Raw genomic sequence first — 24,904 nt, forward strand, 5'->3', positions numbered from 1 at the left:
GATCCTTGGCATATCGCGTGAATATAGGAGCGGCAACGGAAGGTCCAAGAGAAAGCCGATGATTCGCAGGATCGGTGCGCCGCCCACAGGGTCACGGCGGTATGTCTTACGGCGTGGAGTCTATGCGGTCTTGCCTCGTGGTGGAGATCTGCTCCTGACGTTCCAGATGGCGCCTTTCGAAGAATTGCAATTGCCCGGCGGCGGTGTCGAAGCCGGGGAGTCGCCGCTCCACGCATTGCATCGTGAAGTGTTTGAGGAAACCGGTTGGAAGATCGCATCGCCGCGGCGGCTTGGGGCATTTCGCCGTTTCACCTATATGCCGGAATACGATATCTGGGCCGAAAAGTTGTGTGAGATTTTCTTGGCACGGCCGGTGCGGTGTCTCGCCAATGCACCCGAGGAACATCATGTGCCGGTATGGATGGGCGCGGACCTTGCTGCCCGGGAGCTTGGCAATGCGGGGGACAGGATGTTTGTTGCGCGTTATTTCGCAAAACCCTGATACTCCAGAAGAACAGCCGAAACATCGTCGGGAAAATCACCGTCGCCACCGGCGAAATCCGACAATTTCCAGATCATGGATTCGAGAAGGGCGATGCCGCGCGTGTCGGAAAGTCTGTGCAGGACGCTCTCAAGACCGTCTTCGTTGAGCTGGTTGCCATCAGGGTCCGGGCATTCGGTGATGCCGTCCGAGAAAATCATGAGCCGATCACCTGGTTGCAGGGTAACGGTGAACTCATCGTAGGAAGCACCGGGGAGCAATCCGACCGGCAAGCCCCCGGGTCCGTTCTGTTCAATCGTGCCATCGGCACGCTGGACCAGCGGATGCGGATGCCCGGCCTGCGCCATGCGCACACGCCCGCTTGCCAGATCGACATCGGCGAGAAGCAGGGTGAAATAGTGTTCGGTGTCCATTTCATTCAGGACAAGTTGATTTAGGTTTTCAATCACCTTGGCCGGGCTGATCGGTCTTTGCCCGCCACCGGAAACGGCCTCGATCGCTATGTTCTGTTCGGGCGCGGTGGAGGAAAGATAACCCGCCAGCCGGGCGGTCATCAGGGCCGAGCTGATTCCATGCCCCGAGACGTCGATCGAGAAGAGGCCGATCCTTGTTGCGTTCACCGGGAAGAACCCGACCAGATCGCCCCCGACATGGCCGCTTGGGTGCAGCATGAGCGAGACCTGCGCGGCACCGAAATCGCGAAACCGTTCACGGACGAGCGACTGCTGGAGCTTCTTGGCTTCGATCAGATCGCTGTCGATCGAGTAGTAGAGCGATTGAATTTCCTGAAATGCGCTGTTGATGAGACGGTTCTTTTCCGTGAGCTCGCGTTCCATGCGCAGGATACGCTCACCGGCATTGAGGCGCGCGCGCAGTTCCGCCGCACTCACCGGTTTGGTCAGGAAATCATCGGCACCATTGTCGAGGCCGAGCGCCACTTCCTGCTTTTCGCTTTTCGACGTGAGCAGGATGAAATAGCCATAGCTTTCGCGCTCCATCTCCCGAAATGCCTTGCAGAATTCAAGCCCGTTCATACCGGGCATCATCCAGTCGCTGATCACCATGTCGGGTTCGGTTTCGTGACAGATTTCAAGAGCTTCGCAGCCGGATTCCGCTTCGAGGATTTCGTATCCCCAGCGTTTGAGCGATACCTTGAGGATATGGCGTTGCAGGCGGCTGTCGTCGACCACGAGAACGCGTGACGCGCGGTCCTGCACCGGGGCCGTTCCGCCTTGGAGCGGGGCATCCATTCGTGGATTTCGTGTCATGTGCCAGCCTGTTGCGACAAGTCCCGAGGGATCATTCGGACCGGCATAACAGCAAGTAATTTAACGCTGCATGAATGTTAAAACACCATCTACATCATCGAAGAGTCGGCCGGATGGAAAGGATCGCTTAATGTTGTCGTTGCATGGTTTGCTCATGCAAAACACGCGTGAGATGGACCAATGATTGACTGGACCAAGGTGGATGAACTTCGTAACGACATCGGTGAAGAGGATTTCGACGAAGTCGTTGATCTGTTTCTTGAGGAAGTGGAAGACGCCATGGAAAAGCTGCGGGCGGGGTTGCCGGTGGACAAGCTTGAATGCTGTCTGCACTTCCTCAAGGGGAGTGCGCTGAACCTTGGATTCTCAAACTTTTCAGAGCTTTGTGCCAAAGGTGAGGCAGCGGCGGCTATCGGGGATCACGGGGCGATCGACCTTTGCGAGGTTATCCAGACCTACGATGCGTCCAAGGCTGCTTTCCTGAAGACGTTGGCGGATCGCGGCGTAGCGTGACATTCCGGGTCCGTTTGCGGCGGTCCTGTCAGATCAGGAACTCGGCCAGGATATTGTCGTTGGTGATGTCCCTGTAGGTGAACCCGGCCTCGTCCAGCCGGGTCAGAAGCGTATCGAAATTTTCGCGTTTCGAGGTCTCGATTCCGATCAGCACCGAGCCGAAATTCCGCGCCGATTTCTTGAGGTATTCAAAGCGCGCGATGTCATCTTCGGGGCCGAGGATACTGAGAAACTCCTTGAGCGCGCCGGGGCGCTGGGGGAGGCGGAGGATGAAGTATTTCTTGACCCCTGAAAACCGCTGGGCGCGTTCCTTGACCTCGGGGAGGCGTTCGAAATCGAAGTTGCCGCCCGAGGTGATGCAGACGACCCGCTTGCCCGCGATCTGGTCGGCCATGTCGGCGAGCACGTCAATGGCCAGCGCGCCGGCGGGTTCGAGAACGATGCCCTCGACATTCAGCATTTCAAGGATCGTGGTGCAGATGCGATCTTCGGGGGCCGCGTAGACGTTTGAAATATCGAATTTTTTCAACGTCCTGAAGGGGGCCTTTCCGATCCTTGCGACGGCGGCTCCATCGACGAAACTGTCAACCCGGTCGAGCGTCACCGGCGCGCCTGCGCGGATCGCGGCGGCGAGGCTTGTGCCGCCCTCTGGTTCGACAAAGCTATAGTGCACCGCATCACCGAAATACTGGCATACGCCAGCCGAAAGCCCGCCGCCGCCGACGGGCAGGATGATGTGATCGGGTGCGCCGCCGAACTGGTCGGCGATTTCCACGGCGACAGAGGCCTGGCCCTCGATCACGTCTTCATCGTCGAACGGGGCGAGGAAATGCCCGCCCTCGGTCGCGCAGAAGCGTTGCGCTTCGGCCAGTGTGTCGTCGAAATAGTCGCCAGTCAGGCGAATTTCGACCGCGCCCCCGCCGAAAATGCGGGTTTTCTGGATCTTCTGCTGCGGTGTTGTCACCGGCATGAAGATCACGCCCTGCACGCCGAAATGCTGGCACATGAAGGCCACCCCCTGCGCGTGGTTGCCCGCAGAGGCACAGACGAAGAGGCGCGACGCGGGTGCCACATCCAGAACTTTGCGCATCGCGTTGAATGCACCGCGCAACTTGTAGGACCGCACCGGCGAAAGATCTTCGCGCTTGAGGTAAAGATCGCAGCCGAATCTTTCGGAAAGGTGAACATTGCGTTGCAACGGGGTTTCGGGGAACACCTGTCGCATGGCGCGTTCGGCCGCACGGGCGCGGGTATGGAAATCCTGTTGCGAGCTCATTTCTCCTGTGTGGCGCAGAGCGCGATTGCAGGCAAGCCCCGCACCTTGCCCTGCCGCAGAAAACCCTTTATCGCGCGGGCAAACAAACGAGGGGAACAGCGATGTCCGCGCCGAAGAAAGTTGTGCTGGCCTATTCCGGTGGCCTTGATACGTCGATCATCCTGAAATGGCTTCAGACGGAATATGGTTGCGAGGTCGTGACCTTTACCGCCGATCTGGGCCAGGGCGAGGAGCTGGAGCCCGCGCGCGAAAAGGCCGAGATGTTGGGGATCAAGCCGGAAAACATCTATATCGAGGATGTGCGCGAGGAATTCGTGCGCGATTTCGTGTTTCCGATGTTCCGGGCGAACGCGGTTTACGAGGGGCTTTACCTCTTGGGCACCTCGATTGCGCGGCCGCTTATTTCCAAGCGCCTGATCGAGATCGCGGCGGAAACCGGCGCGGATGCGGTGGCGCATGGGGCGACGGGCAAGGGCAATGATCAGGTGCGGTTCGAACTGGCGGCCTATGCGCTCAACCCCGATATCAGGGTGATCGCGCCGTGGCGGGAATGGGATCTGACAAGCCGGACGAAACTGCTTGATTTCGCGGAGAAAAACCAGATCCCGATCGCCAAGGACAAGCGTGGAGAGGCGCCGTTCTCGGTCGATGCGAACCTGTTGCACACTTCGTCCGAGGGCAAGGTTCTGGAAGATCCGGCGGTGGATGCGCCGGATTACGTTTACCAGCGCACCGTGCATCCCGAGGATGCGCCGGATCAGCCGGAATTCATCGAGATCGGCTTTGAAAAAGGCGATGCGGTGAGCATCAACGGCGCGGCGATGAGCCCTGCCAACATACTGACAACATTGAATGAATATGGTCGCAAGCACGGGATTGGGCGGCTTGATCTTGTCGAGGGGCGATTCGTCGGGATGAAATCGCGCGGCATCTATGAGACGCCGGGCGGCACGATATTGCTTGAGGCGCATCGCGGGATCGAGAGCATCACGATGGATCGCGGCGCGATGCATCTCAAGGATCAGATCATGCCGCAATATGCCGAGCTGATCTATAACGGGTTCTGGTTCAGCCCCGAACGCGAGATGCTTCAGGCGCTGATCGACAAGAGCCAGGATTACGTGACCGGGACCGTAAGGTTGAAGCTTTACAAGGGCTTGGCCCGGACGGTCGGGCGCTGGTCGGACTATTCGCTTTACAGCGAAGAGCATGTGACATTCGAGGATGACGCGGGCGCCTATGACCAGAAGGATGCGGCCGGGTTCATCAAGCTCAACGCGCTGCGGTTGCGGCTGTTGGCGATGCGGAAAAACCGGGTCGACGGCGAATAACCGCCTATGGTTAACGAGGCCCCGGATCGCGGGGCAAGGGGGGTGACATGCGCGCACCCCCCGGCTGTTTTCCGGCTGCCGAAAATCTGGATTCCCGGGGTTAACCGGGCGAACGGTCGATTTTGGCAATCAAATCTTAACGTCCGCTAATTTTTCGTAAAACGGCAGCGCGGCCCGGGCCATTTCGGCACGATCCGGGGGCAGCTCGGGGAGCGGACCTTCGGCCGGGGCAAAGCCGGTCGAGCCATGAACCGCGCCATACCAATGCGGCGCCCAGACGCCATCATCCTTGTGCCCGCCCGCCGGCCAGGAGAGCATCGCCGGATCGAAGGGCAGGCCGATGGCGTCGCAAAGTTTGCGCAGCATCGTCTCGGGGGCGCGGCGGATGTCGGCGCTGTCGATCACGATGGGGGTCTGGCCGATGGCGCGGACATGATCGAAAAGCTCGGCCTGCTGGGCAAAGCCGATATCGTCGAGCGTGGGGTTGTCGTATTTCGCGCCGAAGCTGGCGACCACGCGGGCGGGGTGGCGGATGAGGAAGACATTGACCGTTTCCGACATCCAGTCGCGCGGGATCGCGGGCAGCATGTGCTGGGTCATGTGTTTTTGATAGAAATGCGGCTTTCCGCCCGGAACAGGGCCTAACAATTCGTCAACGACCCGGGCGGGGTCTCGCGGTTGCGCGGCAAGGATTTCGTCGCGCATCGGGTGGGCGAGACCGGTTTGCGCGAGGTAGGCGGCATAGAAGGGTTCATCGACCACCGCGCAATCGGGTCGCGCGCCGAATGCATACATCATCGCGGTCGAGAGGTTGCGGGGGCCGGACCACATGGCGATGCGCATCAGGCGGCCTCCTTGTCGATGAGCGCCTTGTAGAGCGCGCGCAGGCGGTGGGTGACGGGACCCATTTCGCCGGTGCCGATCTGGCGACCGTCGATTTCGCCCACTGGCGTCTGTGCGCCGAAGGTGCCGGTAAGGAACGCCTCGTTCGCGCCATAGGTGTCGACGAGGGAGAAATTACGCTCGTAAACCGGGATGCCGTTTGCGCGGCAGAGGTCGATGACCTTTTGCCGGGTGATGCCGTTCATGCAGTAATCGCCCGTGCTGGTCCAGACCGCGCCCTTGCGGACGATGAAGAAATTGCAGGCGTTGGTGGTGTTCACGAAGCCATGCACATCGAGCATCAGCGCCTCGTCGGCACCGGCCTTTTCGGCGGCGATGCAGGCGAGGATGCAGTTGAGCTTGGAATGGGAGTTGAGCTTGGGGTCCTGCGTCATTGGCAACCCGCGGATATGGGGCACGGTGGCAAGGCGGATGGGGCGCGGGATGGACGGGCGCGAATGTTCCATGATGATGGCGACGGTCGGCCCCTGGCGCGAGAGCGAGGGGTGCTGGAACGGGCGGGTTTTCACACCGCGCGTGACCATCAGGCGGGCATGGGCGTCGGTGTGCATGTCATTGGCAGTTTGCGTCTCTAACAAGGCGGAAATCACCTCGTCCCTCGTCATGTCGATGTCGAGGTCGATGGCCTTGGCGGCCTCGAACAGGCGGTCCATATGTTCATCGAGAAAGGCCCATGTGCCGTTGTAGAGGCGCAGCCCCTCCCACACGCCGTCACCGAGCATGAAGCCGGAATCATAGACACTGACCATGGCCTGCGCCTTGGGGACGAGGCGGCCGTTGAGCCAGATGAGGATCTCTTCGTTGCGGGCGTCCTCTTGGGCCTGGTGGGTGGTGACGTGGTCTTGCATCGCGGTCTCCTTTGGTTGGGACGCTAGCGTTTTTCGTGCCGATGCCAAGGGGGTAACGGGGTTTCACCTGTGCGTGATATCAGGTTTCGGGGGATTGGCGGGGCCGTGCGTGCGCGGCATGCTGGCGGCAGGAGGTATCTGTGATGTTGTCGATGAAGGACATGAAGCCCCTTGCGCTGAGCCTGCTGATCGGGGTGGCCGTTTTGCTGCAATGCGGACGGGCCGAAGCGGGGCCGCGCGAAACGCTGGTGGTCGCGGGCGGCTGTTTCTGGTGCGTCGAGGCGGATTTCGAAAAGGTGCGCGGCGTGATCGAGGTCGAGTCGGGCTATACCGGTGGCAATGTGAAGAACCCCACCTACAAGCAGGTCACGCGCGGCGGAACCGGGCATTACGAGGCCGCGGAAATCACCTTCGATGCCGGCCAGGTGAGCCGCAAGCAGCTTCTGGAAATGTTCTTCCGCTCGATTGATCCGACCGATGCGGGTGGGCAGTTCTGTGACCGGGGCGAGAGTTATCGCACGGCGGTTTTCGTCTCTGACTCGGCGGAAAAGGCACTGGCCGAGAAGGTGAAAGCCGAGGCGCAGGCGGCGCTGGGCCAGAAGATCGTGACGCCGATCCTTGGGGCCAAGACATTCTGGACCGCCGAGGATTACCACCAGGATTATTACAAGAGCAAGGAACTGGTCCTGACCCGGGCCGGACCCAAGAGCAAGGCGTCCGCCTATGATTTCTATCGCAAGGCCTGTCGCCGTGACCAAAGGGTTCGTGAGCTGTGGGGCAGTGCGGCGCCCTTTACCGGGTAAGTGACCATTCAGCCCTGTGCGGCGAGGAAGGCATCCACTTCGGCGCGGTCGGGGATCGCGTCGGCGGTGCCGCGGCGGGTGACCTGGAGGGCCGAGGCGGCGGCGGCAAGGCGCATGGCCGCGTCCGGTTCCAACCCCTGATCCATTGCGGCGGCGGCATAGCCGATGAAACAGTCGCCTGCGCCGGTGGTGTCTGCGGGCGTGACGGCAAAGGCGGGGGTGTCGGTTTCCGTGCCGGTGGATTGATCGCGCCACGTGGCGCCCCGTGAGCCGCGTGTGATGAGCAGGTGCGAAACCGGAAGATCGGCAAGCGGGGTTTTCAGCGCGCGGGCGAGTTGATCGGCCTCTACCGCGTTCATCACCAGAAGATCGACATGGGGCATCACGGTGCGCACGGCCTCTGCGTCGAACGGCGCGGCGGAATAGATCACCCGGAGCCCGTGGGCGCGGGCGATCTGTGCGGCTTCGACCTGAAGATCGGTTTCGTTCTGCAAGAGCAGGATGTCGCCCCGGCTGGCGGCGGAAAACGCCGATTCAAGCTGGGATAGAGACTGTTTCCGGTTGGCCCCCGGAAAGATGACGATGGCGTTCTCGCCCTTGGGGTCGATATTGATGATGGCATGGGCGGTCGGGGTGTCGGTGGCGATGACATGGGCGCAATCGACGCCGAAATCGCGCAGGCGGGCAACCATGGGCGCACCGTCGCGCCCGACCGCGCCGATATGGATGACATCCGACCCGGCCAGCGCGGCCGCCACGGATTGATTTGCGCCCTTGCCGCCGAGCCCGGTGCTGTAGGCGGTGGCGGCCAGGGTTTCGCCCGGCGCAGGCAGGCGCGGGACGGAATAGAAATGGTCGATGTTGATGGAGCCGAGATTGTATATTGTCATGACCGCCCTCCGGGCGGGCGGCTCAGCCGACCTTGCAGGCTGCCAGAACCGCCATGTTGAGAATGTCGTTCACGGTCGAGTTTGATGAACATATCTGGATCGACTTGTCCACGCCCGAAAGAATCGGGCCGATCACGGTGGCGCCGGCCATTTCCTGCATCAGCTTGACCGAGATCGAGGCCGAATGGCGCGCGGGCACGACGAGGATGTTGGCCGGGCCGGTGAGGCGCGAGAACGGGTAGTTCTGTTGCGCCTGCGCATTGAGCGCGACATCGACGGTCATTTCGCCCTCGTATTCGAAATCGACGCCGCGCCGGTCGAGAACCTCGGGGGCGTGGTGCATCTTCTCGGCCCGTTCCGAGCGGGGATAACCGAAGGTCGAGAAGCTGGCGAAGGCGACGCGAGGTTCAAGCCCGAGATGGCGGGCGACATCGGCCGCGCGCATGGCGATGGTGGCGAGATCCTCTTCGTCGGGCCATTCATGCACCAGCGTGTCGGCGATGAGCACGATCCGGCCCTTGTGCAGCACCGCCGTCACGCCCACGGCGCCATGGGCGGCGTCGGTGTCAAAGACATGGTTGACGAGATCGAGGACATGGGCGGATTTGCGGGTCGCGCCGGTCACCAGCGCATCGCCATGGCCATGAGCCAGCATCAGGGCCGAGAACACGTGCCGGTCGCGCGCGGCAAGGCGGTGGATGTCGTGCCGGTCGAAGCCCTTGCGCTGGAGCCGCTGGTAGAGGAATTCCTTGTACTCGGCCAGATGCGGGGTGTTGGCGGCGTTGACGATCTCAAGCTCGCCCACCGCGTCGGCCAGCCCTTCTTCGGTGAGCTTGGCCCTGACATCGGATTCGCGCCCGACAACCAGCGCATGGCCCAGCCCGGAGCGTTGGTATTGCACGGCGGCGCGCAGCACGCGGGGGTCGTCGCCTTCGGCAAAGATCATCGTGGCCTGTGCGGCGCGGGCGCGGGCATTGAGGCTGCGCAGGATCGACGCGGTTGGGTCCATCCGGCTCTTGAGGGCGAGCTCGTAAGCCTCCATGTCGATGATCGGGCGGCGCGCGGCACCGGTCTGCATGCCCGCGCGGGCCACGGCGGGGGGGATGGTGTGGATGAGGCGGGGATCGAAGGGCGTGGGGATGATGTAATCCCGCCCGAAGCTCAGCTTGCGGCCATAGGCCATGCCGACCTCGTCGGGCACGTCCTCGCGGGCGAGCTTGGCCAGGGCCTCGGCGCAGGCGATCTTCATCTCGTCATTGATGGCGCGGGCGTGGATGTCGAGCGCGCCGCGAAAGAGATAGGGAAAGCCCAAGACGTTGTTGACCTGGTTGGGATAGTCGCTGCGCCCGGTGGCGACGATGGCGTCTTCGCGGACCTCGTGGGCCTCTTCGGGGGTGATCTCGGGGTCGGGGTTGGCCATGGCGAAGATGACCGGGTTGTCGTTCATCGAGGCGATCATTGCGGGCGTCACCGCGCCCTTGGCCGAGACGCCGAGGAAAACATCGGCGCCGTTCATCGCCTCTTCGAGGGTGCGCAGGTCGGTGTTGATGGCATGGGCGGATTTCCATTGGTTCATGCCGTCGGTCCGGCCCTGCCAGATCACGCCCTTGGTGTCGCAGACGATGCAGTTTTCATGCCGCGCGCCCATGCGTTTCAAGAGCTCGATACAGGCGATGCCGGCGGCCCCCGCGCCGTTGAGGACGATGCGGCAATCCTCGATCTTCTTGTCCGAGAGATGCAGCGCGTTGATCAGGCCCGCGGCACAGATCACCGCGGTGCCGTGCTGATCGTCGTGAAAGACCGGGATGTCCATCGCTTCCTTGAGCGTCTGCTCGATGATGAAGCATTCGGGGGCCTTGATGTCCTCGAGGTTGATGCCGCCGAAGGTGGGGCCCATGAGCTTGACCGCGTCGATGAATTTCTGCGGATCTTCGGTGTCGAGCTCGATGTCGATCGAGTTGACATCGGCGAAGCGCTTGAAGAGCACGGCCTTGCCCTCCATCACCGGCTTGGAGCCCAACGCGCCGAGATTGCCGAGGCCCAGCACGGCGGTGCCGTTCGAGATCACCGCGACGAGGTTGCCCTTGTTGGTGTAGTCATAGGCCAGTTCGGGGTTGGCGGCGATATCCTCGCACGGCACGGCGACGCCGGGGGAATAGGCGAGCGAAAGGTCGCGCTGTGTCGTCATGGGAACGGTGGCCTGCACCTCCCATTTCCCCGGGGTCGGTTCGAGATGGAATTGCAGCGCATCTTCGCGGGTGTATTTGGTGTTGGACATCGGGTATCGCCTTGCGTGGGGTCAGAGCCTCTTACACGGGGTGGATGCGTCTCTCAACAGAAACAAGCCCTTTCGCGTGGCGGGCGGGGTTTGTAAGGTCGGCGAAAGGGAAAACCGGGGGCTTTCGTGACATCCGCAAAATCCGCAGTCACGCCGATGATGGCGCAGTATCTCGAGATCAAGGGGCAGTATCCGGGGGCGCTCTTGTTCTATCGGATGGGCGATTTCTACGAGCTGTTTTTTGACGACGCGGTGGCGGCGAGCGAGGCGCTGGATATCGCGCTGACCAAGCGGGGCAAGCATCTCGATCAGGATATCGCGATGTGCGGCGTGCCGGTGCATTCGGCCGAGGGGTATTTGCTCACGCTCATCCGCAAGGGGTTTCGCGTGGCGGTCTGCGAGCAGATGGAAGACCCGGCCGAGGCGAAGAAGCGCGGCTCGAAATCGGTGGTGCGGCGCGAGGTTGTGCGGCTGGTCACGCCGGGGACGTTGACCGAGGAGAGCCTGCTGGAGGCGCGGCGGCACAATTACCTGGCCGCCTATGCCGAGGTGCGGGACGAGGCGGCGCTGGCCTGGGTGGATATTTCCACGGGTGCGTTTCACGTGATGCCGATTGCGCCGGTGCGGCTGGGGCCGGAACTGGCGCGGTTGATGCCGTCGGAAGTGGTGGTGTCCGAGGCGAAAGAGGCCGATCTGGCCGAAACAGTGACTGAATCGGGGGCGTCTTTGACGGCGTTGGCGCGCTCGGCCTTTGACTCGGGCTCGGCGGAAAAGCGGCTCAAGGCGCTGTTCGACGTGGGGGCGCTCGATGCGTTCGGAGCGTTCGGGCGGGCGGAACTGTCGGCCATGGGGGCGATTGTCGAATGGCTTGAGATCACGCAGAAGGGCAAACTGCCGATCCTGCGCGCGCCGGTGCGTGAAGGGGCCGCGCGGGTGATGCAGATCGACGCGGCGACGCGGGCCAACCTGGAACTCACGCGGTCGCTTTCGGGCAGGCGGCAGGGGTCATTGCTGGCGGCGATCGATCGGACGGTGACGGCGGGGGGTGCGCGATTGCTGGAGCGGCGGTTGTCGTCGCCGTCGCGGGTGCTGGAGGTGGCGCGCGAGCGGCATGATGCGGTGCAATTTGCGCTGGAACAGGGTCGAATCGCGGGCGACCTGCGCGAGGCGCTGCGGCGGGTGCCCGATCTTGACCGGGCGCTGTCGCGGCTGGGGCTGGAGCGCGGCGGGCCGCGTGACCTGACGGCGGTGCGCAATGCGCTGACCCAGGCCGAGGCGATTGCCGGGTCGCTCTCCGATGTGGAGCTGCCCGCGTTGCTGGCCGGGGCGGTGGGCGATTTGCAGGGGCATGGTGAATTGCTCGACCTGCTTGACCGGGCGCTGGTGGCCGAACCGCCGCTTTTGGCGCGCGATGGTGGGTTCATCGCCGAAGGGTTTGATGACGAGTTGGACGAATGCCGCCGGTTGCGCGACGAGGGGCGCGGCGTGATTGCCGGGATGCAGGAGGAATATCAGCGCGAAACCGGTATTCAGAGCCTGAAGATCAAGCATAACAACGTGCTGGGCTATTTCGTCGAGGTGACGGCGACCCATGCCGAGAAGATGCACGGGAACGACGCGTTCAAGCATCGCCAGACCACGGCCAACCAGGTGCGGTTCACGACCGTGCCGCTTTCCGAGATGGAAACCAAGATCCTGAATGCCGGGGGCCGGGCGATCGAGATCGAAAAGCGGCTCTATTCAAGCCTGAGTGCGGCGATTCTTGATGTCTCTGACCGGCTTTTCGCCACCGCGCGGGCCTTGGCCGAACTGGATCTCGCGGTGGCGCTGGCCGATCTGGCGCGGGGCGAGAACTGGTGCCGGCCCAAGGTTGATGACAGCCGGGCGCTGGTGATCGAGGGCGGGCGGCATCCGGTGGTGGAACAGGCGCTGAAATCCGAGGGCGAGCCGTTCATCGCCAATGATTGCAGCCTCGGGACGGCGGAAGATATCTGGCTTTTGACCGGGCCGAACATGGCGGGTAAATCGACCTTTCTGCGGCAGAACGCGCTGATCGCGGTGCTGGCGCAGATGGGATCGTTCGTGCCGGCCCGGGCGGCGTATGTGGGGATGGTGAGCCAGTTGTTCAGCCGGGTTGGGGCCAGCGACGACCTTGCCCGGGGGCGCTCGACCTTCATGGTCGAGATGGTCGAGACGGCGGCGATCCTCAACCAGGCAGACGATCATGCGCTGGTGATCCTCGACGAGATCGGGCGCGGCACGGCGACCTATGACGGGTTGTCCATCGCCTGGGCGACGCTGGAACATCTGCACGACGTAAACGGCTGCCGGGCGTTGTTCGCGACGCATTACCACGAGATGACGGGACTTTCCGCCAAGCTGGAGAGGGTCGAGAACGCCACGGTGGCCGTGAAGGAATGGGAGGGTGACGTGATCTTCCTGCACGAGGTCAGGAAGGGCGCGGCGGACCGATCCTATGGGGTGCAGGTGGCCAAGTTGGCGGGCTTGCCCGCGGCGGTTGTGGCGCGGGCCAAGGTGGTGCTTGAGGCGCTGGAGAAGGGCGAGCGCGAGGGCGGCAACGCCAAGAAGGCGCTGATCGACGATCTTCCGCTATTCGCGGCGACGCCGGTTCAGGCGCCCGCGCCGGTGGTGAAGGAAAGTGCCATAGAGGCCATGTTAGAGACGATTCATCCCGATGAAATGACGCCGCGCGAGGCGTTGCAGGCACTCTATGAACTCAAAGAGGCATTGAAGACATGACGACGACGCTGTTCACCCATTCCGATTGTCTGAACCACGTCACGCCGCCGGGGCACCCGGAACAGGCGGCGCGGATGCGCTCGGTCGAGGCGGCGCTAGCGCATTTCGACGGCCTCGACCGGCGCGATGCGCCGCTGGGGCGCGACGAGGACATCCTGCGCTGTCATCCGCGCAAATATCTCGACAGGATCGCGGCGCATGGGCCGGGGCCGCTCGATGCCGATACGCATATGTCCGAAGGCAGCATGCAGGCCGCCCGGCGCGGCGTGGGCGGCGCGGTGGCAGCGGTGGATGCGGTCCTGTCGGGCGAGGCGAAGAATGCCTTTGTCGGCACTCGCCCGCCGGGGCACCACGCCGAGACCGCGCGGCCGATGGGGTTCTGCCTGTTTGGAAACGTCTCTATTGCAGCCAAACACGCGCTGGATTTTCACGATTTGGCCCGGGTGGCGGTGGTTGATTTCGACGTGCATCACGGCAACGGCACGCAGGATCTGCTGTGGGACGAGCCGCGCGCCTTGCTGGCCACGTCGCAGCAGATGCCGCTTTGGCCCGGCACGGGCGATCCGAGCGAGACCGGCGCGCATGACAACGTGCTCAACGTGCCGCTGGCGCCGGGGAGTGACGGGGCGGTGATGCGGGCGGAATACGAAGAGAAGGTTTTCCCGCGGCTCGATGCGTTCCGCCCCGAGCTGATTCTCATCTCGGCGGGGTTCGATGCCCATGCCGACGATCCGCTGGCCAATCTCAACTGGGTCGAGGAGGATTTCGTCTGGCTGACCGAGAAGCTCTGCGCGATGGCCGATCTGCATTGCGGCGGGCGCGTGGTGTCGGTGCTGGAGGGGGGTTATGACCTCGATGCGCTGGGCCGGAGCGTGGCGGCGCATGTGCAGGCGCTGAGCGTGGCGTGAGGCGGCGAATCGGATTTGTCCGGTGCTGCCCGGGCGGCTTTGCCGCTGTTCCGGGCTGGGGCATGTTCGATCAGGTGCAACCTGCCCGAATGCGTGCGAGTTTCACGTGATCCGGCGCAGATCGTCGAACAGGGCCTCGGACATGGCAAGCGCGTGGGCGATGCGGTCGGATGACATTTGCGGATGTTCGACGCGGATCAGGGTCTCATAGACGAGCATGTAGGGCAGGAAGGCGTTGGCCTCGCGATCCGAGAGGGCGAAGGCGGCGGTGAAGGCGTCGAGCGCGCCCGCATCCACGCCGAAACGCCGCTGGCCCGAGGGGAGCATGCCGCGCCTTGCCATATGGGTAAGGGCGCGGGCCATGTCCTTGTAGATCGGTGCGTGGTTCGAGCCGCCGGTGTCGATACCGGTGAGGGTGTCGCCGTCGAGGATCAGGTTGTTGAGGTGGAAATCGCCATGCGGAATGGCGACGCGCCAGTCGGGATCGCCCAGTTGGCGCGAAAGCTTGTGCATCTTTTGCAGGAGGCGGGATTCGATCTCGGCCAGTTCGGGGTGGGGCTGTTTCGCGGCAGCGGCCATGGCCCATTTGCGCCACGGGCGCCGGTTGATGCCGCGGCTGGTGATCGTGGGCGCCATATAGGCCTGCAGCCAGTCGGCGGCGCGGGCGATGAGTGGCGGGCGATGGCTGGCGTCGAGTGACCAGATATGGGTGAGGAGTGGTGTGCCGGGGGCATGCGCGATGACGGTCAGCCCTGAGTCAGGGTCGAAATGGAGCGGCTCGGCGACGCGGTTCGCGCCTCGCGCCATGTGGCCCCATGCGCGGGTGAGTTCGGTCCATTCCTCGGCCGCGCTTTTGCGGTTGGCGTCGTCGAGCGGCAGGCGGAACACCACGTCGCGCCCCGCCATCCGGCCCCGGAACACGGCGCGTTTGCCGGGCACGAGGCGAAGGGCCTGATCGACCATGGCACCCGGTGTGCATCCGGCCAGCAGGGTTTCGAGCCGGGTCAGCACGGCCTGCACCTGATCCGGGTAAAGCGCGATATTGTCCTTGTCGAGGATGTTCATGCGCGCAGCATCCGGCGGGCGTGGCGGCGCGTCAACTTAAATGAGACAGGGCGAATTGAACCCGTCCGCGCGGGCGGATAAGGTGGCGCAGCAGTCAGGCCGCCAAGGAGCACGAGATGACCGAACGACCCGTTTCAGAGATGACATTCGAAGAGGCCATGGCCGAACTGGAACAGGTGGTGGGCAAGCTTGAGCGTGGTGACGTTGCGCTGGAGGATTCCATCACGCTCTATGAGCGGGGGGCGGAGTTGAAGAAACGCTGTGAGACCAAGCTCAAGGAAGCCGAGGAGAAGGTCGCGGCGATCACGCTTGACGATGAGGGCAACCCGGCGGGGTTGAAGCCTGTCGAAGGGCAATAGGCCCATGTTTCAGGAACGTCTGGCCGGGGTTGCGGCGCGCGTTGCAATGCATCTGCGCGAGGTGATGGTGCCCTTCGGGTCCGAACCCGTGATCGAGGGGATGCGTTATGCCAGTGCCGGGGGCAAGCGGTTGCGCGCCTTCCTGGTGATGGAGGGTGCGCGGTTGCACGGGGTTTCCGACGATCAGGCGATCTGGGCGGCCAGCGCGGTGGAATGCCTGCATGCCTATTCGCTGGTGCATGACGATCTGCCCTGCATGGACGATGACGATCTGCGGCGGGGGCAACCCACGGTGCACAAGAAATGGGACGAGGCGACCGCGGTCCTGGTGGGGGATGCGTTGCAGAGCCTGTGTTTCGAATTGCTGGCGCGCGAGGAATGCAGCCCCGATCCGCAGGTGCGGGCCGATCTCGTGCTGAGCATGGCGCGCGCTGCGGGGGCACAGGGGATGGTTCTGGGGCAGGCGCTGGATATTGCCGCCGAGAATGCGGCGCGGCCCCTCACCCTGGACGAGATCACGCGGTTGCAGGCGGGCAAGACCGGGGCGCTCATCACGTGGTCGGCGACGTGCGGTGCGCGGCTTGCCGGGGCGGACATGACGGCGCTTCGGGCCTATGGCGATGCGCTGGGCCTCGCGTTTCAGATTGCCGATGACGTGCTCGACGTGGAGGGTGACGCCGAGGCGCTGGGCAAGGCGGTGGGCAAGGACGAGGAGGCCGGCAAGGCCACCTTTGTTTCGCTTCTGGGGCTGGGTGCGGCGAAAACACGCGCGCAAGAGCTTGTCGATACGGCCTGCGGGGCCTTATCTGGGTATGGCGCGGAGGCGGAATGCTTGCGGGAGGCCGCCCGCTTCGTTATTGCGCGCAAGATGTAAACAGGCTTCAGGCGGCACCATGGCCGAACGACCCCACACCCCGCTTCTCGATACCGTGCATGTGCCGGCCGATCTCAAACGGCTGAGCGATGCGCAGTTGAAGCAGCTTGTCACCGAACTGCGGGCCGAGACGATTGCCGCGGTGAGCGAGACCGGCGGGCATCTGGGGGCCGGGCTGGGCGTGATCGAACTTACCGTGGCGCTGCATTCGGTGTTCGATGCGCCCAAGGACAAGATCATCTGGGACGTGTCGCACCAGTCCTATCCGCACAAGATCTTGACCGGGCGACGCGACCGCATCCGCACGATACGCCAGAAGGACGGGTTGAGCGGGTTCACCAAGCGCACCGAGAGCCCCTATGATCCGTTCGGGGCGGCGCATAGCTCGACCTCGATCAGCGCGGCGCTGGGCTTTGCCGTGGCGCGGGATCTGGGCGGGGCCTGCCCCGAGGGGCTGGGCGATGCGGTGGCGGTGATCGGGGACGGTGCGATGAGTGCCGGGATGGCGTTCGAGGCGATGAACAATGCCGGGCACCTCAAGAAGCGGCTGATCGTGATCCTGAACGACAATGACATGAGCATCGCGCCGCCGGTGGGGGCGTTTTCGTCCTACCTCACACGGCTTTATGCCGAGGCGCCGTTCCAGGAGCTGAAGGCCGCCGCCAAGGGCGCGGTGAGCCTGATGCCGCCGTTCTTCCAGGAGGGGGCCAAGCGGGCCAAGGACATGCTCAAGGGCATGGCGGTGGGCGGCACGTTGTTCGAGGAACTGGGGTTTTCCTATGTCGGGCCGATCGACGGGCATGACCTTGAGCAGCTTTTGCCGGTGCTGCGCACGGTCAAGGCGCGGGCGACGGGGCCGATCCTGATCCATGCGCTGACCCGCAAGGGCAAGGGCTATGCCCCGGCCGAGCGGGCGGGCGACAAGGGCCATGCCACGGCGCGGTTCGACGTGGTGACGGGCGAGCAGAAAAAGACGCCCAGCAACGCGCCGAGCTATACAAGCGTGTTCGGCGACACGCTGGTGGAGCTAGCCGCGAAGGACGACAAGATCTGTGCGGTGACGGCGGCGATGCCGGATGGCACCGGGCTCAACCTGATGGCCGAACGTTATCCCAGCCGGTGTTTCGACGTGAGCATCGCCGAGCAGCATGGCGTGACCTTCTGTGCCGGGCTGGCGGCGGGCGGGATGAAGCCGTTCTGCGCGATCTATTCCACGTTCCTGCAACGCGGTTACGATCAGGTCGTGCATGACGTGGCGATCCAGAATCTGCCGGTGCGTTTCGCGATTGACCGGGCCGGGCTGGTCGGGGCCGACGGGGCGACCCATGCGGGCAGTTTCGACATCACCTATATGGCGACCCTGCCCAACATGGTGGTGATGGCCGCCGCCGACGAGGCGGAGTTGCGGCACATGGTGGCGACGGCGGCAGCACATGATTCCGGGCCTATCGCGTTCCGCTATCCGCGCGGCGAAGGCGTTGGCGTGGACATGCCCGAAGTGCCGCAGGTGCTGGAGATCGGCAAGGGGCGGATCGTCCGTGAAGGGGCGCGGGTGGCGATCCTGTCGTTCGGCACGCGGCTTGGGCAGGTGCTGAAAGCCTGTGAAGCCCTTGAGGCCAAGGGGATTTCGCCGACGGTGGCCGATGCGCGGTTTGCCAAGCCGCTGGATCGCGAGATGATTCTCGACCTGGTGGCGCGGCATGACGCGCTGATCACCATCGAAGAGGGCGCCGTGGGCGGGTTCGGCAGCCACGTGGCACAGTTCCTGGCCGATGAGGGGGTGTTCGACGACGGGTTGAAATTCCGCTCGATGGTGTTGCCCGATGCCTTTCTCGATCAGGGAGCGCCGGACGAGATGTATGCCCGCGCCGGGCTGAGCGCCGAGCACATCGAGGCCAAGGTGCTTGACGTGCTGGGGGTGGCGCAGATTGCAGGCAAGCGGGCGTAAGGCCCTTCGGACGGGATTGGGGCCGTTCTGAATTCGGGGCGGCGCGGGATCGCGCCTTATGCCGATGTCCCGGTGGTCAGTTCACCGGCCAGCCGACCGGTATCGTAACACAGGAAGGTTTCGACAACGTGATAGAAGGTCGAGGCCGGCATGGTGGTGGACAAGAGCCGCCCGGTTCCGTCCCGCCGATCGTACCATCCGCCGGGCACAGGCGTGTCGAAATATCCCGACCAGAGCCGTTCCAGCACCGCGCGCGGGGCCAGGTGAGTTGGCAGCGCCCCGCCCTTTGACTGTAAAAGTCGGCTGGCCCGGAGCAATTCCGTTTGTGGCCAGAGCCGATAGCTGTCCTGTCCTGCGATGTCCGGCAAGAATCCCGCCGGCGCCAGATGCGCCGTGGCGGCGGCAAAAAGCATGAAGGCGGGCGGCAGGGCGGGCCCCTCTGTTTCGGGCAGGTCCAGCCCTTGCCAACCCGTTTCGAGCGCGATCCATTCGACCAGATGCCCGGGTTCTTCCTGTTGATCCGCACCGGTGAGCGGCACCAGATCGGCATCGAAGAATTCCAGCAGCCGAAGATCGGATTGCAGGAAAACCTGTGTCAGCAATGCCCGGCAGGCGCTGGCTCGTGCCGCGAACCGCGGTGCGCCGGTCACCCGGTAGAGCGCGCACATCGCCTCGAAAAGATGCATATGCGGGTTCTGCCGCCGGGGCAGGCGATGGGCGGCGCATTCATGCCAGCCCTGCGGGGCCGCAAGCCGGTCGAGCGCGGTTTCCAGCCGGGCGATCTCGTCGTGCAGATCGGTCCCGGCGGCGGTCAGACCGGCGGCGGCCAGCAACACGAAGCTGAGATCGTAAAGATCATGCGGCGCCTTCAGGATGCTCAGGTCGGGTGCCAGCCAGCTTGCGAGATTCCCGGTATCGGGGTCGAAGCCACGGGACATGACAAAGCCGAAGAGCGTTTCGGCCCGGGCCTTGAGATCGGCGGCCAGTGCGGGTGCCGTACCGGGTTGATGGGCCAGTGTCGCAAAGGCGTAGGCCTGGCGCGCCTGCACCCGCAACCGTCGGTTCAGATCACCGCAGGGGCGGCCGTCATGGTCGAGCGCCTCCCACACCGTGCCGGTGGCATCGTCCCAGCCTGCCCCGGTCCAGAGCGGTATGGCCTGCTCAAGCAGCCAGGGCAGCAGGGCCGCGGGGGGCGTCGTTGGGCGGTTCATGGGGTTGGCGGCCGACCCAGCAAGCGACGGCGCAGCGCCGAGGCGCGACGCAGTGTCTTGAGCAGGGCAATCGGATAGGGCCCGGCCCAATCCACCCAGTCGTTGACCGGGTTGGGGCGTGGCAGGGCCTCGATGGCCTGCCCGTCGCGGATCGGTGCAAGGGGGAGCACGTCGTCGAGGGCGGATTGCTCGGTGGTTCGCTCGAGCCGCACATCGCCTCGCGCGAGCAGCATCTCGAAGATCGACCGGTCGAGATCGGCATTGTGCAGATGCTTGTCCGGCCCCATCGCTGCCATGCCCGGCGCCATCAGCGTCTGGAAATGTCGTCCGGGGGTAAAAGGGTAGCGCGGTCCACCGGTATAGAGATCCATTCCCGCCAGCAGGATATGACGAGCCCCCAACCCGTGTGCGGCCAGCACCGCGTAGGTGCCCGACATCGGCTTGCGCTGATAGCGCGCCACCAGATCGGCCACGCCGCGCTCGATCGCGGCATCGCGAAAGCGCATCGGGCGATAGAGATCGCGGAACCGGCGCATCCCGGCCTTGATCACCTTGGGATTATGGCTTGTCCATGCGCCGATTTCATATTGGTCGCGGCACCGATGAAGGGTTTCGAACATGAAAGGCACCACCCGCGGATCGCCGGCGATATAGGCCAGATCGACGCGCCGACCCAGATAGAAGGCGCGTTCGAAGAAGAAATTGTTGGTCCGCATCACCGCGTCCCCGGTTAGCACCCGGCCCGGCGCGATGCTTGTCAGGGAGTGGCCATTGCCAGCCACCACGCAGGTGCGACCTTCCAGCACGCTCACGACACCCGTGCCAGCAGGGCATCGCACATGGCACGCAATGCACCACGCCCCCCGGGTTGCGGTAGCACCCAGTCTGCCCGGGCCAGGATCTCGGGGTGGGCATCTGCAGGGCAGGCCGATAGCCCCGCCCGTGCCATGACCGCCGCATCGTTGACGTCATTGCCGACATAGAGCGTCTGTGCCCAGTCGAGCCCCTGTCCGGTCAGCCAGCCTTCCAACGCGGCCACCTTGTCGTCGATTGATTGATAGACCTCAATATTGAGTTTCGCCGCCCGCCGTTCGACCACGGGGTTGCGTTCCTTGGACAGGATCATCAGGCGCCAATGCCCGGCCTTGCGCAGAAGCTCGAGTCCCATTCCGTCGCCGCGCGAGGTCATCACCGCCTCGCGCCCGGTGTCATCGGTCAGCACGAGGTTGTCGGTATGCACCCCGTCGAAATCCATCACCACCGCCGCGACGCGGTCAAGCCGGTTGCCGATGTCGGGGCGCCCGCCGTGCGACACCGCGATCTGCGAACAAAGCGCCAGATCGTCGGGCGTGTCGATCTCGACCGGCGGATGATCGACCGGGCAAAGGGCCACGGGTCCGCAGAACCGCTGCCCGGTGCGGACAAAATCGGCCGCGCGCACGCAGTAGATGGCGCCACTCTCGCGGAAGGCGGGGGGCAGATCCTGCCGCCGCTTGCGGGGCTGGCTTTCGTCATGGTTGGTGCCACGGCCGAATCCGGCCTCGTCCAGCGTCCAGAGAAAGGAATGATCCTCGATCACCGACAGTGCACAGGCTGCGCCTTTTTCTTCCATCACCGCGAGACAAGCCTCGATATCGGCGCCGGTGGTAAAGGGCGAGGTGCATTGCAGGAAGACCAGCCGCTCCACCGTCTTGCCCTGTTCCTCGATCATTTCCAGCGCGTGCAGCCAGCCGGATTCCGAACTGGCCGTATCACCCGATAGCATCGCTGGGCGGTCGACCACCTCGGCGCCGAACCGCCGGGCCTCGGCGGCGATGGCGGCATCGTCGGTGGAGACATGCACCTGTGCGACGGAAGGGGCGGTGCGTGCAGCGCGCACCGACCGCGCCACCAGCGAAAGCCCGCCGACCAGGCGCAGGTTCTTGCCCGGCACACCCTTGGAGCCGCCACGGGCCAGAATCACGCAATGGGTTGTGGAGGCATTGGGCACGGACGGCTGGGACACGGTAATAGTGCCTTCCTCTTATTGATTTCGAGGGAGCAAAAACCCCGACCGTCGAAGCGTTTACAAAAAATCCAGTGCGGTGTAAACGCTGTCTCGACCCAGGATCAGAGCGGATCTGCCATGCTTCTTGCACGTCTCAAAGCCACCCGACTCGGGAAATGGCTTTATCGTCAGTCGCGTCACCCGCGGCTGGGGGTGCCGTTGCGCTGGGTTATGGCGCAAGGGATACATGAACGACTTGACCTGGCCCATTGGCGCGCGGCCAACCGCCGCCATAACGCCCGGCAAGCGGCCACGCTTGCGGCCTTTCGGGCGCGCGATACCGGGCAGCCCCGGTCATGAGTTCCCCGCGCCGCCTGTTGCTTCCCTTCTGTGACGATTCCACGCTGATTTTTGCTGTGCGCCTGCGCAACCTGTTGCGCGTGGCCGCGCCCGAGGCGGACGTCACATTGGGGTGCTACATGTCCGAACAGGCGTTGTCGTTGCGCCAACTGCAAATGCAGCTTCCCGAGGCCGATTACCTGATTTTATCCGATGAGATGCTGATCGAGTCGGTTCAGCAGGGATATTACGACGCGGTGCTCACCAGCCGGGTGTTCCGGTCGCTGACCGATTTTTTGCGCACGCCGGTGCTCAAGCATTTGCGCGGACGAGCCCGGGTGATTGGCTTCCTCGGCGGGCTCGATTTCTTTCCCGATCGCAGCTATGCCAACCGCATTCCCTGTGACGGCGTGTTCATGTTTCCCCGCGGGGAGGTTGAGAAATTCTCGGCCTGGGCGACGAAGCAGGTAGAGAACGACAGCAACCTGACCGCACCGCTGGTGGATTTCGGTCATCCGACGTTTCTCGAACCGTCTCCGACCCCGCCTGCCGACCTGGAAACGCGGCGCGACATCTATTTCTTCGCCCAGGCGATCTCGCCTTTGACCCGGCGTGGACGGTTGCATGTGCTTGAAGCCATGGTCGCGCTGGCCGAGGCCAATCCCGATCGCACGATCTGGATCAAGCTGCGCCATCTGCCCGATGAGAACACCAGCCACCTGCACCGGGAGAAACACGATTACCAGGGCCTGATCGAGGCTGCGTTCAAATCCGTGCCGCCGAACCTCAGGCTCACCGCCTGTCCGATGCATGAGGCGCTGGAGCAGGCGGCGTTGGGGATCACCTGCACGTCAACCGCGGCCATCGACCTGATCCGCGAAGGTGTGCCGACCATGGTCTATCTTGATTACGTGGATGCCTATATGGACCCGATGTCGGCGGCGATGAGGCGAATCTTCGAGGGCAGCAATGTCATCACGTCGCTTGATGACCTGTTGCATCTGCGCCATGGCACGCCCGATCCGGACTGGGTAAAGCAGATGTTCTGTCCTCACGACCTGGGACAGCGCGTCCTCGACATGGTCGAGACGCTTCAGTCGCGCTCTGCCTCGGCGTCGTCGGGATAGAAGAGGCGGAAATCCTCGGCATAGCGGGTGGCGATCCGGGCGCGGGTCTCGGGCGACAGGGTTTCGGCGATCTCTGGCCCGGTCTGACCGCGCATGTTGTGTCGTCGCATTGGTCCGGGATCAATGCCGCATCGCATTTGGATCTCGTACCGCACATGGTTCCAGTCGGCCTCGACGTTTTCGACCCGGCCGACGAAATCCGGCAGCACCCGGCCACGCCAACTGACGATCGAGGTCTGGGATCTCAGGTGGATTTCGCTTTTGGCATCGGGGGTTCGCGCCACCACCTCGACGAAGGCGTCGAAATCCATGCCCCGGGTGATGCCCATTTCGGCCATGCGGGGCAATAGCACGGGATTTTCCACCACCTTGTTGTTCCAACATGAATAGAGCCGCGACACAGGATGACGCACGAAGGTAAAACTCCAGCCGGCACGGGTGGCGGGATGCAGCGCATAGGCCGCCGGGCGCATGCGCCAGACCCGGTCGCGGTCCTGTTCGGCCCAGAAGGCATCCTTGGACGGTCTACGCCCGGCGGTTGAGGTCAGATCGAAGGCCAGGGCCAGAGCCGTTCGGATCGAGGAATTGGCCGCCTTTGCGACCCTGAAATAGCCGATCTGCGCCTCGGGTAGCCACATCACGTGCCGTTCAAACCCGGGATTGATCCTGCGATAGAGCCCCCGGGCCCATTTCCGTGGCCGCCACCGCTTTGACCGGTTGCCCATGTCCGGTTTGGTCATGTCTTTTCTCCGTCTCGGGGGTGGTCCGGCACATGGCCTCGCGCAAAGGCCAGCACGCGCCGGGGATCGCCGATTCGCCTGCGGTAACGCAGCGCGTAAAGCCCCCGCACGAGCGGTGCCCACGCGCCAAAGACACGCTTCAGCATGGCCATGCGCGCGCGCATAAGGTCAGGGCGTTGCCAATTGTCGCCAGTGCTTTCGGACGGGTGCCGGCCCACTGCCACCGGTAATGAAAGCCCCTTCAGACCGGCCTTGAGCGCATCGGTGACGAAGACGTATTCCTCGCCCAGACCGAACCGCGCGCCCAGGCCGAAATCCGGATCGAACCGCAGTCCGGCGGCGTCGATCGTGTCGCGGCGCACCATGAGTTCCGGAGCGCAGACCCGACCGGCATTGAAATGATGCAATCGATGCACCCGCCCGCGCCGTCCGGTGCCGGGCAGCCGGTCGCTGCGCCAACCCGCGGCGAAGCCCAGCTTGGGATCTTCGGCAAAGGCGCGGGCGAGGCGATGGAAGCCTGCGGGGTCGAGCGTCATGTCGTCATCGGCAAAAACCAGCAGGCTGCCGGTAGCGACGTCGAAAGCGGTATTGCGGCTGCGCGACAGCCCTATCGTGTCAAGGATATGCACGCTGACATCGGGGCGCGCCGCGATGGCTTCGGGGCAGGGCGTCGTTCCCGGTTTCTGGACCAGCACCACATAGTCGAGGCCGGGGCAAGGGGCAGGCAGATCGAGACCGCCCAGCCGTTCCCCAATCGTTGAAATCGCTACCGTGATCGACAGGTTGATCGGTCGGCCGGTGGGCGCTTTGTCCTTTGTTGTCACTGGTCATCCGTCCGCTGTTCGATCATGCGAGGCAGATAGCGGCAATGGCAAGGCGAGGTCAATGTGATGCCCGTGCCCCCGCATTCAGACCCGCCCTTCTTATTCTGACCCGCCGCTCGCGGGTGCGCAGTATGTCGACCAGCGTGTCCC

At 63.9% G+C, this 24,904-nt stretch carries 23 protein-coding genes; 11 read left to right on the forward strand and 12 right to left on the reverse strand.

All coding sequences use genetic code 11. The annotated features are described in order from the left end of the window. Window positions 1-58 precede the first annotated feature (58 nt). Entirely contained in the window at window positions 59-502 is a 444-nt protein-coding gene (locus FLO80_RS15940) for an NUDIX domain-containing protein (RefSeq protein ID WP_111364279.1), read from the forward strand. On the opposite strand, the gene FLO80_RS15945 is transcribed toward FLO80_RS15940, so the two are convergent. Further along, complete coding sequence (locus FLO80_RS15945; protein ID WP_246156703.1) at window positions 484-1,752, reverse strand: PP2C family protein-serine/threonine phosphatase; 1,269 nt, start codon at window positions 1,750-1,752, stop codon at window positions 484-486. The genes FLO80_RS15940 and FLO80_RS15945 overlap by 19 nt on opposite strands. Before the next feature lie 198 nt (window positions 1,753-1,950). On the opposite strand from FLO80_RS15945, the gene FLO80_RS15950 reads away from it, so the two are divergent. Continuing rightward, the gene (locus FLO80_RS15950; protein ID WP_111364275.1) at window positions 1,951-2,283 is read left to right on the forward strand and encodes an Hpt domain-containing protein; all 333 of its coding nucleotides are present in this window, start codon (window positions 1,951-1,953) and stop codon (window positions 2,281-2,283) included. A 28-nt stretch (window positions 2,284-2,311) separates the two neighbouring features. On the opposite strand, the gene ilvA is transcribed toward FLO80_RS15950, so the two are convergent. Further along, a complete protein-coding gene (gene ilvA, locus FLO80_RS15955) occupies window positions 2,312-3,559 on the reverse strand; it encodes a threonine ammonia-lyase IlvA (RefSeq protein ID WP_111364273.1) in 1,248 nt (415 codons plus the stop codon). A gap of 101 nt (window positions 3,560-3,660) precedes the next feature. On the opposite strand from ilvA, the gene FLO80_RS15960 reads away from it, so the two are divergent. Then, window positions 3,661-4,890 (forward strand): argininosuccinate synthase, encoded by a 1,230-nt coding sequence (locus FLO80_RS15960; RefSeq protein ID WP_111364271.1) that lies wholly within the window; start codon window positions 3,661-3,663, stop codon window positions 4,888-4,890. 129 nt (window positions 4,891-5,019) lie between these two features. Here FLO80_RS15960 and FLO80_RS15965 read toward each other — a convergent pair whose 3' ends face one another. Further along, entirely contained in the window at window positions 5,020-5,733 is a 714-nt protein-coding gene (locus FLO80_RS15965; protein WP_111364269.1) for a sulfotransferase-like domain-containing protein, read from the reverse strand. Then, window positions 5,733-6,641: a D-amino acid aminotransferase gene (locus FLO80_RS15970; protein WP_111364267.1), complete on the reverse strand. Its 909-nt coding sequence runs from the start codon at window positions 6,639-6,641 to the stop codon at window positions 5,733-5,735. Before FLO80_RS15970 ends, FLO80_RS15965 begins: the two co-directional genes overlap by 1 nt. Before the next feature lie 143 nt (window positions 6,642-6,784). Here FLO80_RS15970 and msrA point away from each other — a divergent pair, with 143 nt between their 5' ends. Continuing rightward, window positions 6,785-7,444, forward strand: a complete 660-nt coding sequence (gene msrA, locus FLO80_RS15975) for a peptide-methionine (S)-S-oxide reductase MsrA (RefSeq protein ID WP_111364265.1) — start codon at window positions 6,785-6,787, stop codon at window positions 7,442-7,444. An 8-nt stretch (window positions 7,445-7,452) separates the two neighbouring features. On the opposite strand, the gene FLO80_RS15980 is transcribed toward msrA, so the two are convergent. Beyond that, window positions 7,453-8,334, reverse strand: coding sequence for a ribokinase (locus tag FLO80_RS15980; RefSeq protein WP_111364263.1), 882 nt, complete (start codon window positions 8,332-8,334; stop codon window positions 7,453-7,455). Window positions 8,335-8,356: 22 nt separating this feature from the next. Beyond that, on the reverse strand, window positions 8,357-10,612 hold the full coding sequence (locus FLO80_RS15985) for an NADP-dependent malic enzyme (protein WP_111364261.1): 2,256 nt from the start codon (window positions 10,610-10,612) through the stop codon (window positions 8,357-8,359). Window positions 10,613-10,768: 156 nt separating this feature from the next. Here FLO80_RS15985 and mutS point away from each other — a divergent pair, with 156 nt between their 5' ends. Both mutS and FLO80_RS15995 read left to right on the forward strand, forming a co-directional pair. Then, on the forward strand, window positions 10,769-13,372 hold the full coding sequence (gene mutS, locus FLO80_RS15990) for a DNA mismatch repair protein MutS (protein ID WP_111364259.1): 2,604 nt from the start codon (window positions 10,769-10,771) through the stop codon (window positions 13,370-13,372). After that, on the forward strand, window positions 13,369-14,280 hold the full coding sequence (locus FLO80_RS15995; RefSeq protein WP_111364257.1) for a histone deacetylase family protein: 912 nt from the start codon (window positions 13,369-13,371) through the stop codon (window positions 14,278-14,280). Before mutS ends, FLO80_RS15995 begins: the two co-directional genes overlap by 4 nt. A gap of 102 nt (window positions 14,281-14,382) precedes the next feature. Here FLO80_RS15995 and FLO80_RS16000 read toward each other — a convergent pair whose 3' ends face one another. Beyond that, window positions 14,383-15,345, reverse strand: coding sequence for a phosphotransferase (locus FLO80_RS16000; protein WP_111364255.1), 963 nt, complete (start codon window positions 15,343-15,345; stop codon window positions 14,383-14,385). 116 nt (window positions 15,346-15,461) lie between these two features. Between FLO80_RS16000 and FLO80_RS16005 the strand changes: the two genes are divergently transcribed. Genes FLO80_RS16005 through dxs form a run of 3 tightly spaced genes read left to right on the forward strand, consistent with a single transcriptional unit; the run spans window position 15,462 to window position 18,526 of the window. Beyond that, complete coding sequence (locus FLO80_RS16005) at window positions 15,462-15,704, forward strand: exodeoxyribonuclease VII small subunit (RefSeq protein WP_111364253.1); 243 nt, start codon at window positions 15,462-15,464, stop codon at window positions 15,702-15,704. 4 nt (window positions 15,705-15,708) lie between these two features. Next, a complete protein-coding gene (locus FLO80_RS16010; RefSeq protein ID WP_111364251.1) occupies window positions 15,709-16,578 on the forward strand; it encodes a polyprenyl synthetase family protein in 870 nt (289 codons plus the stop codon). Between the two features lie 19 nt (window positions 16,579-16,597). Next, window positions 16,598-18,526, forward strand: a complete 1,929-nt coding sequence (gene dxs / locus FLO80_RS16015; RefSeq protein ID WP_111364249.1) for a 1-deoxy-D-xylulose-5-phosphate synthase — start codon at window positions 16,598-16,600, stop codon at window positions 18,524-18,526. Window positions 18,527-18,582: 56 nt separating this feature from the next. Here dxs and FLO80_RS16020 read toward each other — a convergent pair whose 3' ends face one another. From FLO80_RS16020 to FLO80_RS16030, 3 genes are read right to left on the reverse strand one after another with little or no spacing between them, the layout of a single operon-like run. Continuing rightward, a complete protein-coding gene (locus FLO80_RS16020; RefSeq protein WP_111364247.1) occupies window positions 18,583-19,737 on the reverse strand; it encodes an AGE family epimerase/isomerase in 1,155 nt (384 codons plus the stop codon). Next, window positions 19,734-20,549, reverse strand: coding sequence for a hypothetical protein (locus tag FLO80_RS16025; protein ID WP_246156704.1), 816 nt, complete (start codon window positions 20,547-20,549; stop codon window positions 19,734-19,736). Before FLO80_RS16025 ends, FLO80_RS16020 begins: the two co-directional genes overlap by 4 nt. Then, window positions 20,546-21,742: an acylneuraminate cytidylyltransferase gene (locus FLO80_RS16030; protein WP_111364244.1), complete on the reverse strand. Its 1,197-nt coding sequence runs from the start codon at window positions 21,740-21,742 to the stop codon at window positions 20,546-20,548. The genes FLO80_RS16025 and FLO80_RS16030 overlap by 4 nt, the downstream gene beginning before the upstream one ends. A 120-nt stretch (window positions 21,743-21,862) precedes the next feature. On the opposite strand from FLO80_RS16030, the gene FLO80_RS16035 reads away from it, so the two are divergent. Next, window positions 21,863-22,084, forward strand: coding sequence for a hypothetical protein (locus FLO80_RS16035; protein ID WP_111364242.1), 222 nt, complete (start codon window positions 21,863-21,865; stop codon window positions 22,082-22,084). After that, window positions 22,081-23,190, forward strand: coding sequence for a DUF6716 putative glycosyltransferase (locus FLO80_RS16040; RefSeq protein ID WP_111364240.1), 1,110 nt, complete (start codon window positions 22,081-22,083; stop codon window positions 23,188-23,190). Before FLO80_RS16035 ends, FLO80_RS16040 begins: the two co-directional genes overlap by 4 nt. On the opposite strand, the gene FLO80_RS16045 is transcribed toward FLO80_RS16040, so the two are convergent. Both FLO80_RS16045 and FLO80_RS16050 read right to left on the reverse strand, forming a co-directional pair. Continuing rightward, window positions 23,157-23,930: a sulfotransferase family 2 domain-containing protein gene (locus FLO80_RS16045; RefSeq protein WP_111364238.1), complete on the reverse strand. Its 774-nt coding sequence runs from the start codon at window positions 23,928-23,930 to the stop codon at window positions 23,157-23,159. The genes FLO80_RS16040 and FLO80_RS16045 overlap by 34 nt on opposite strands. Beyond that, the gene (locus tag FLO80_RS16050; RefSeq protein WP_111364236.1) at window positions 23,927-24,754 is read right to left on the reverse strand and encodes a glycosyltransferase family 2 protein; all 828 of its coding nucleotides are present in this window, start codon (window positions 24,752-24,754) and stop codon (window positions 23,927-23,929) included. The genes FLO80_RS16045 and FLO80_RS16050 overlap by 4 nt, the downstream gene beginning before the upstream one ends. Between the last annotated feature and the right edge of the window lie 150 nt (window positions 24,755-24,904).

Origin of the sequence: Aquicoccus porphyridii (genome assembly GCF_008369105.1) — a bacterium.
Classification (GTDB): Bacteria; Pseudomonadota; Alphaproteobacteria; order Rhodobacterales; family Rhodobacteraceae; genus Aquicoccus; species Aquicoccus porphyridii.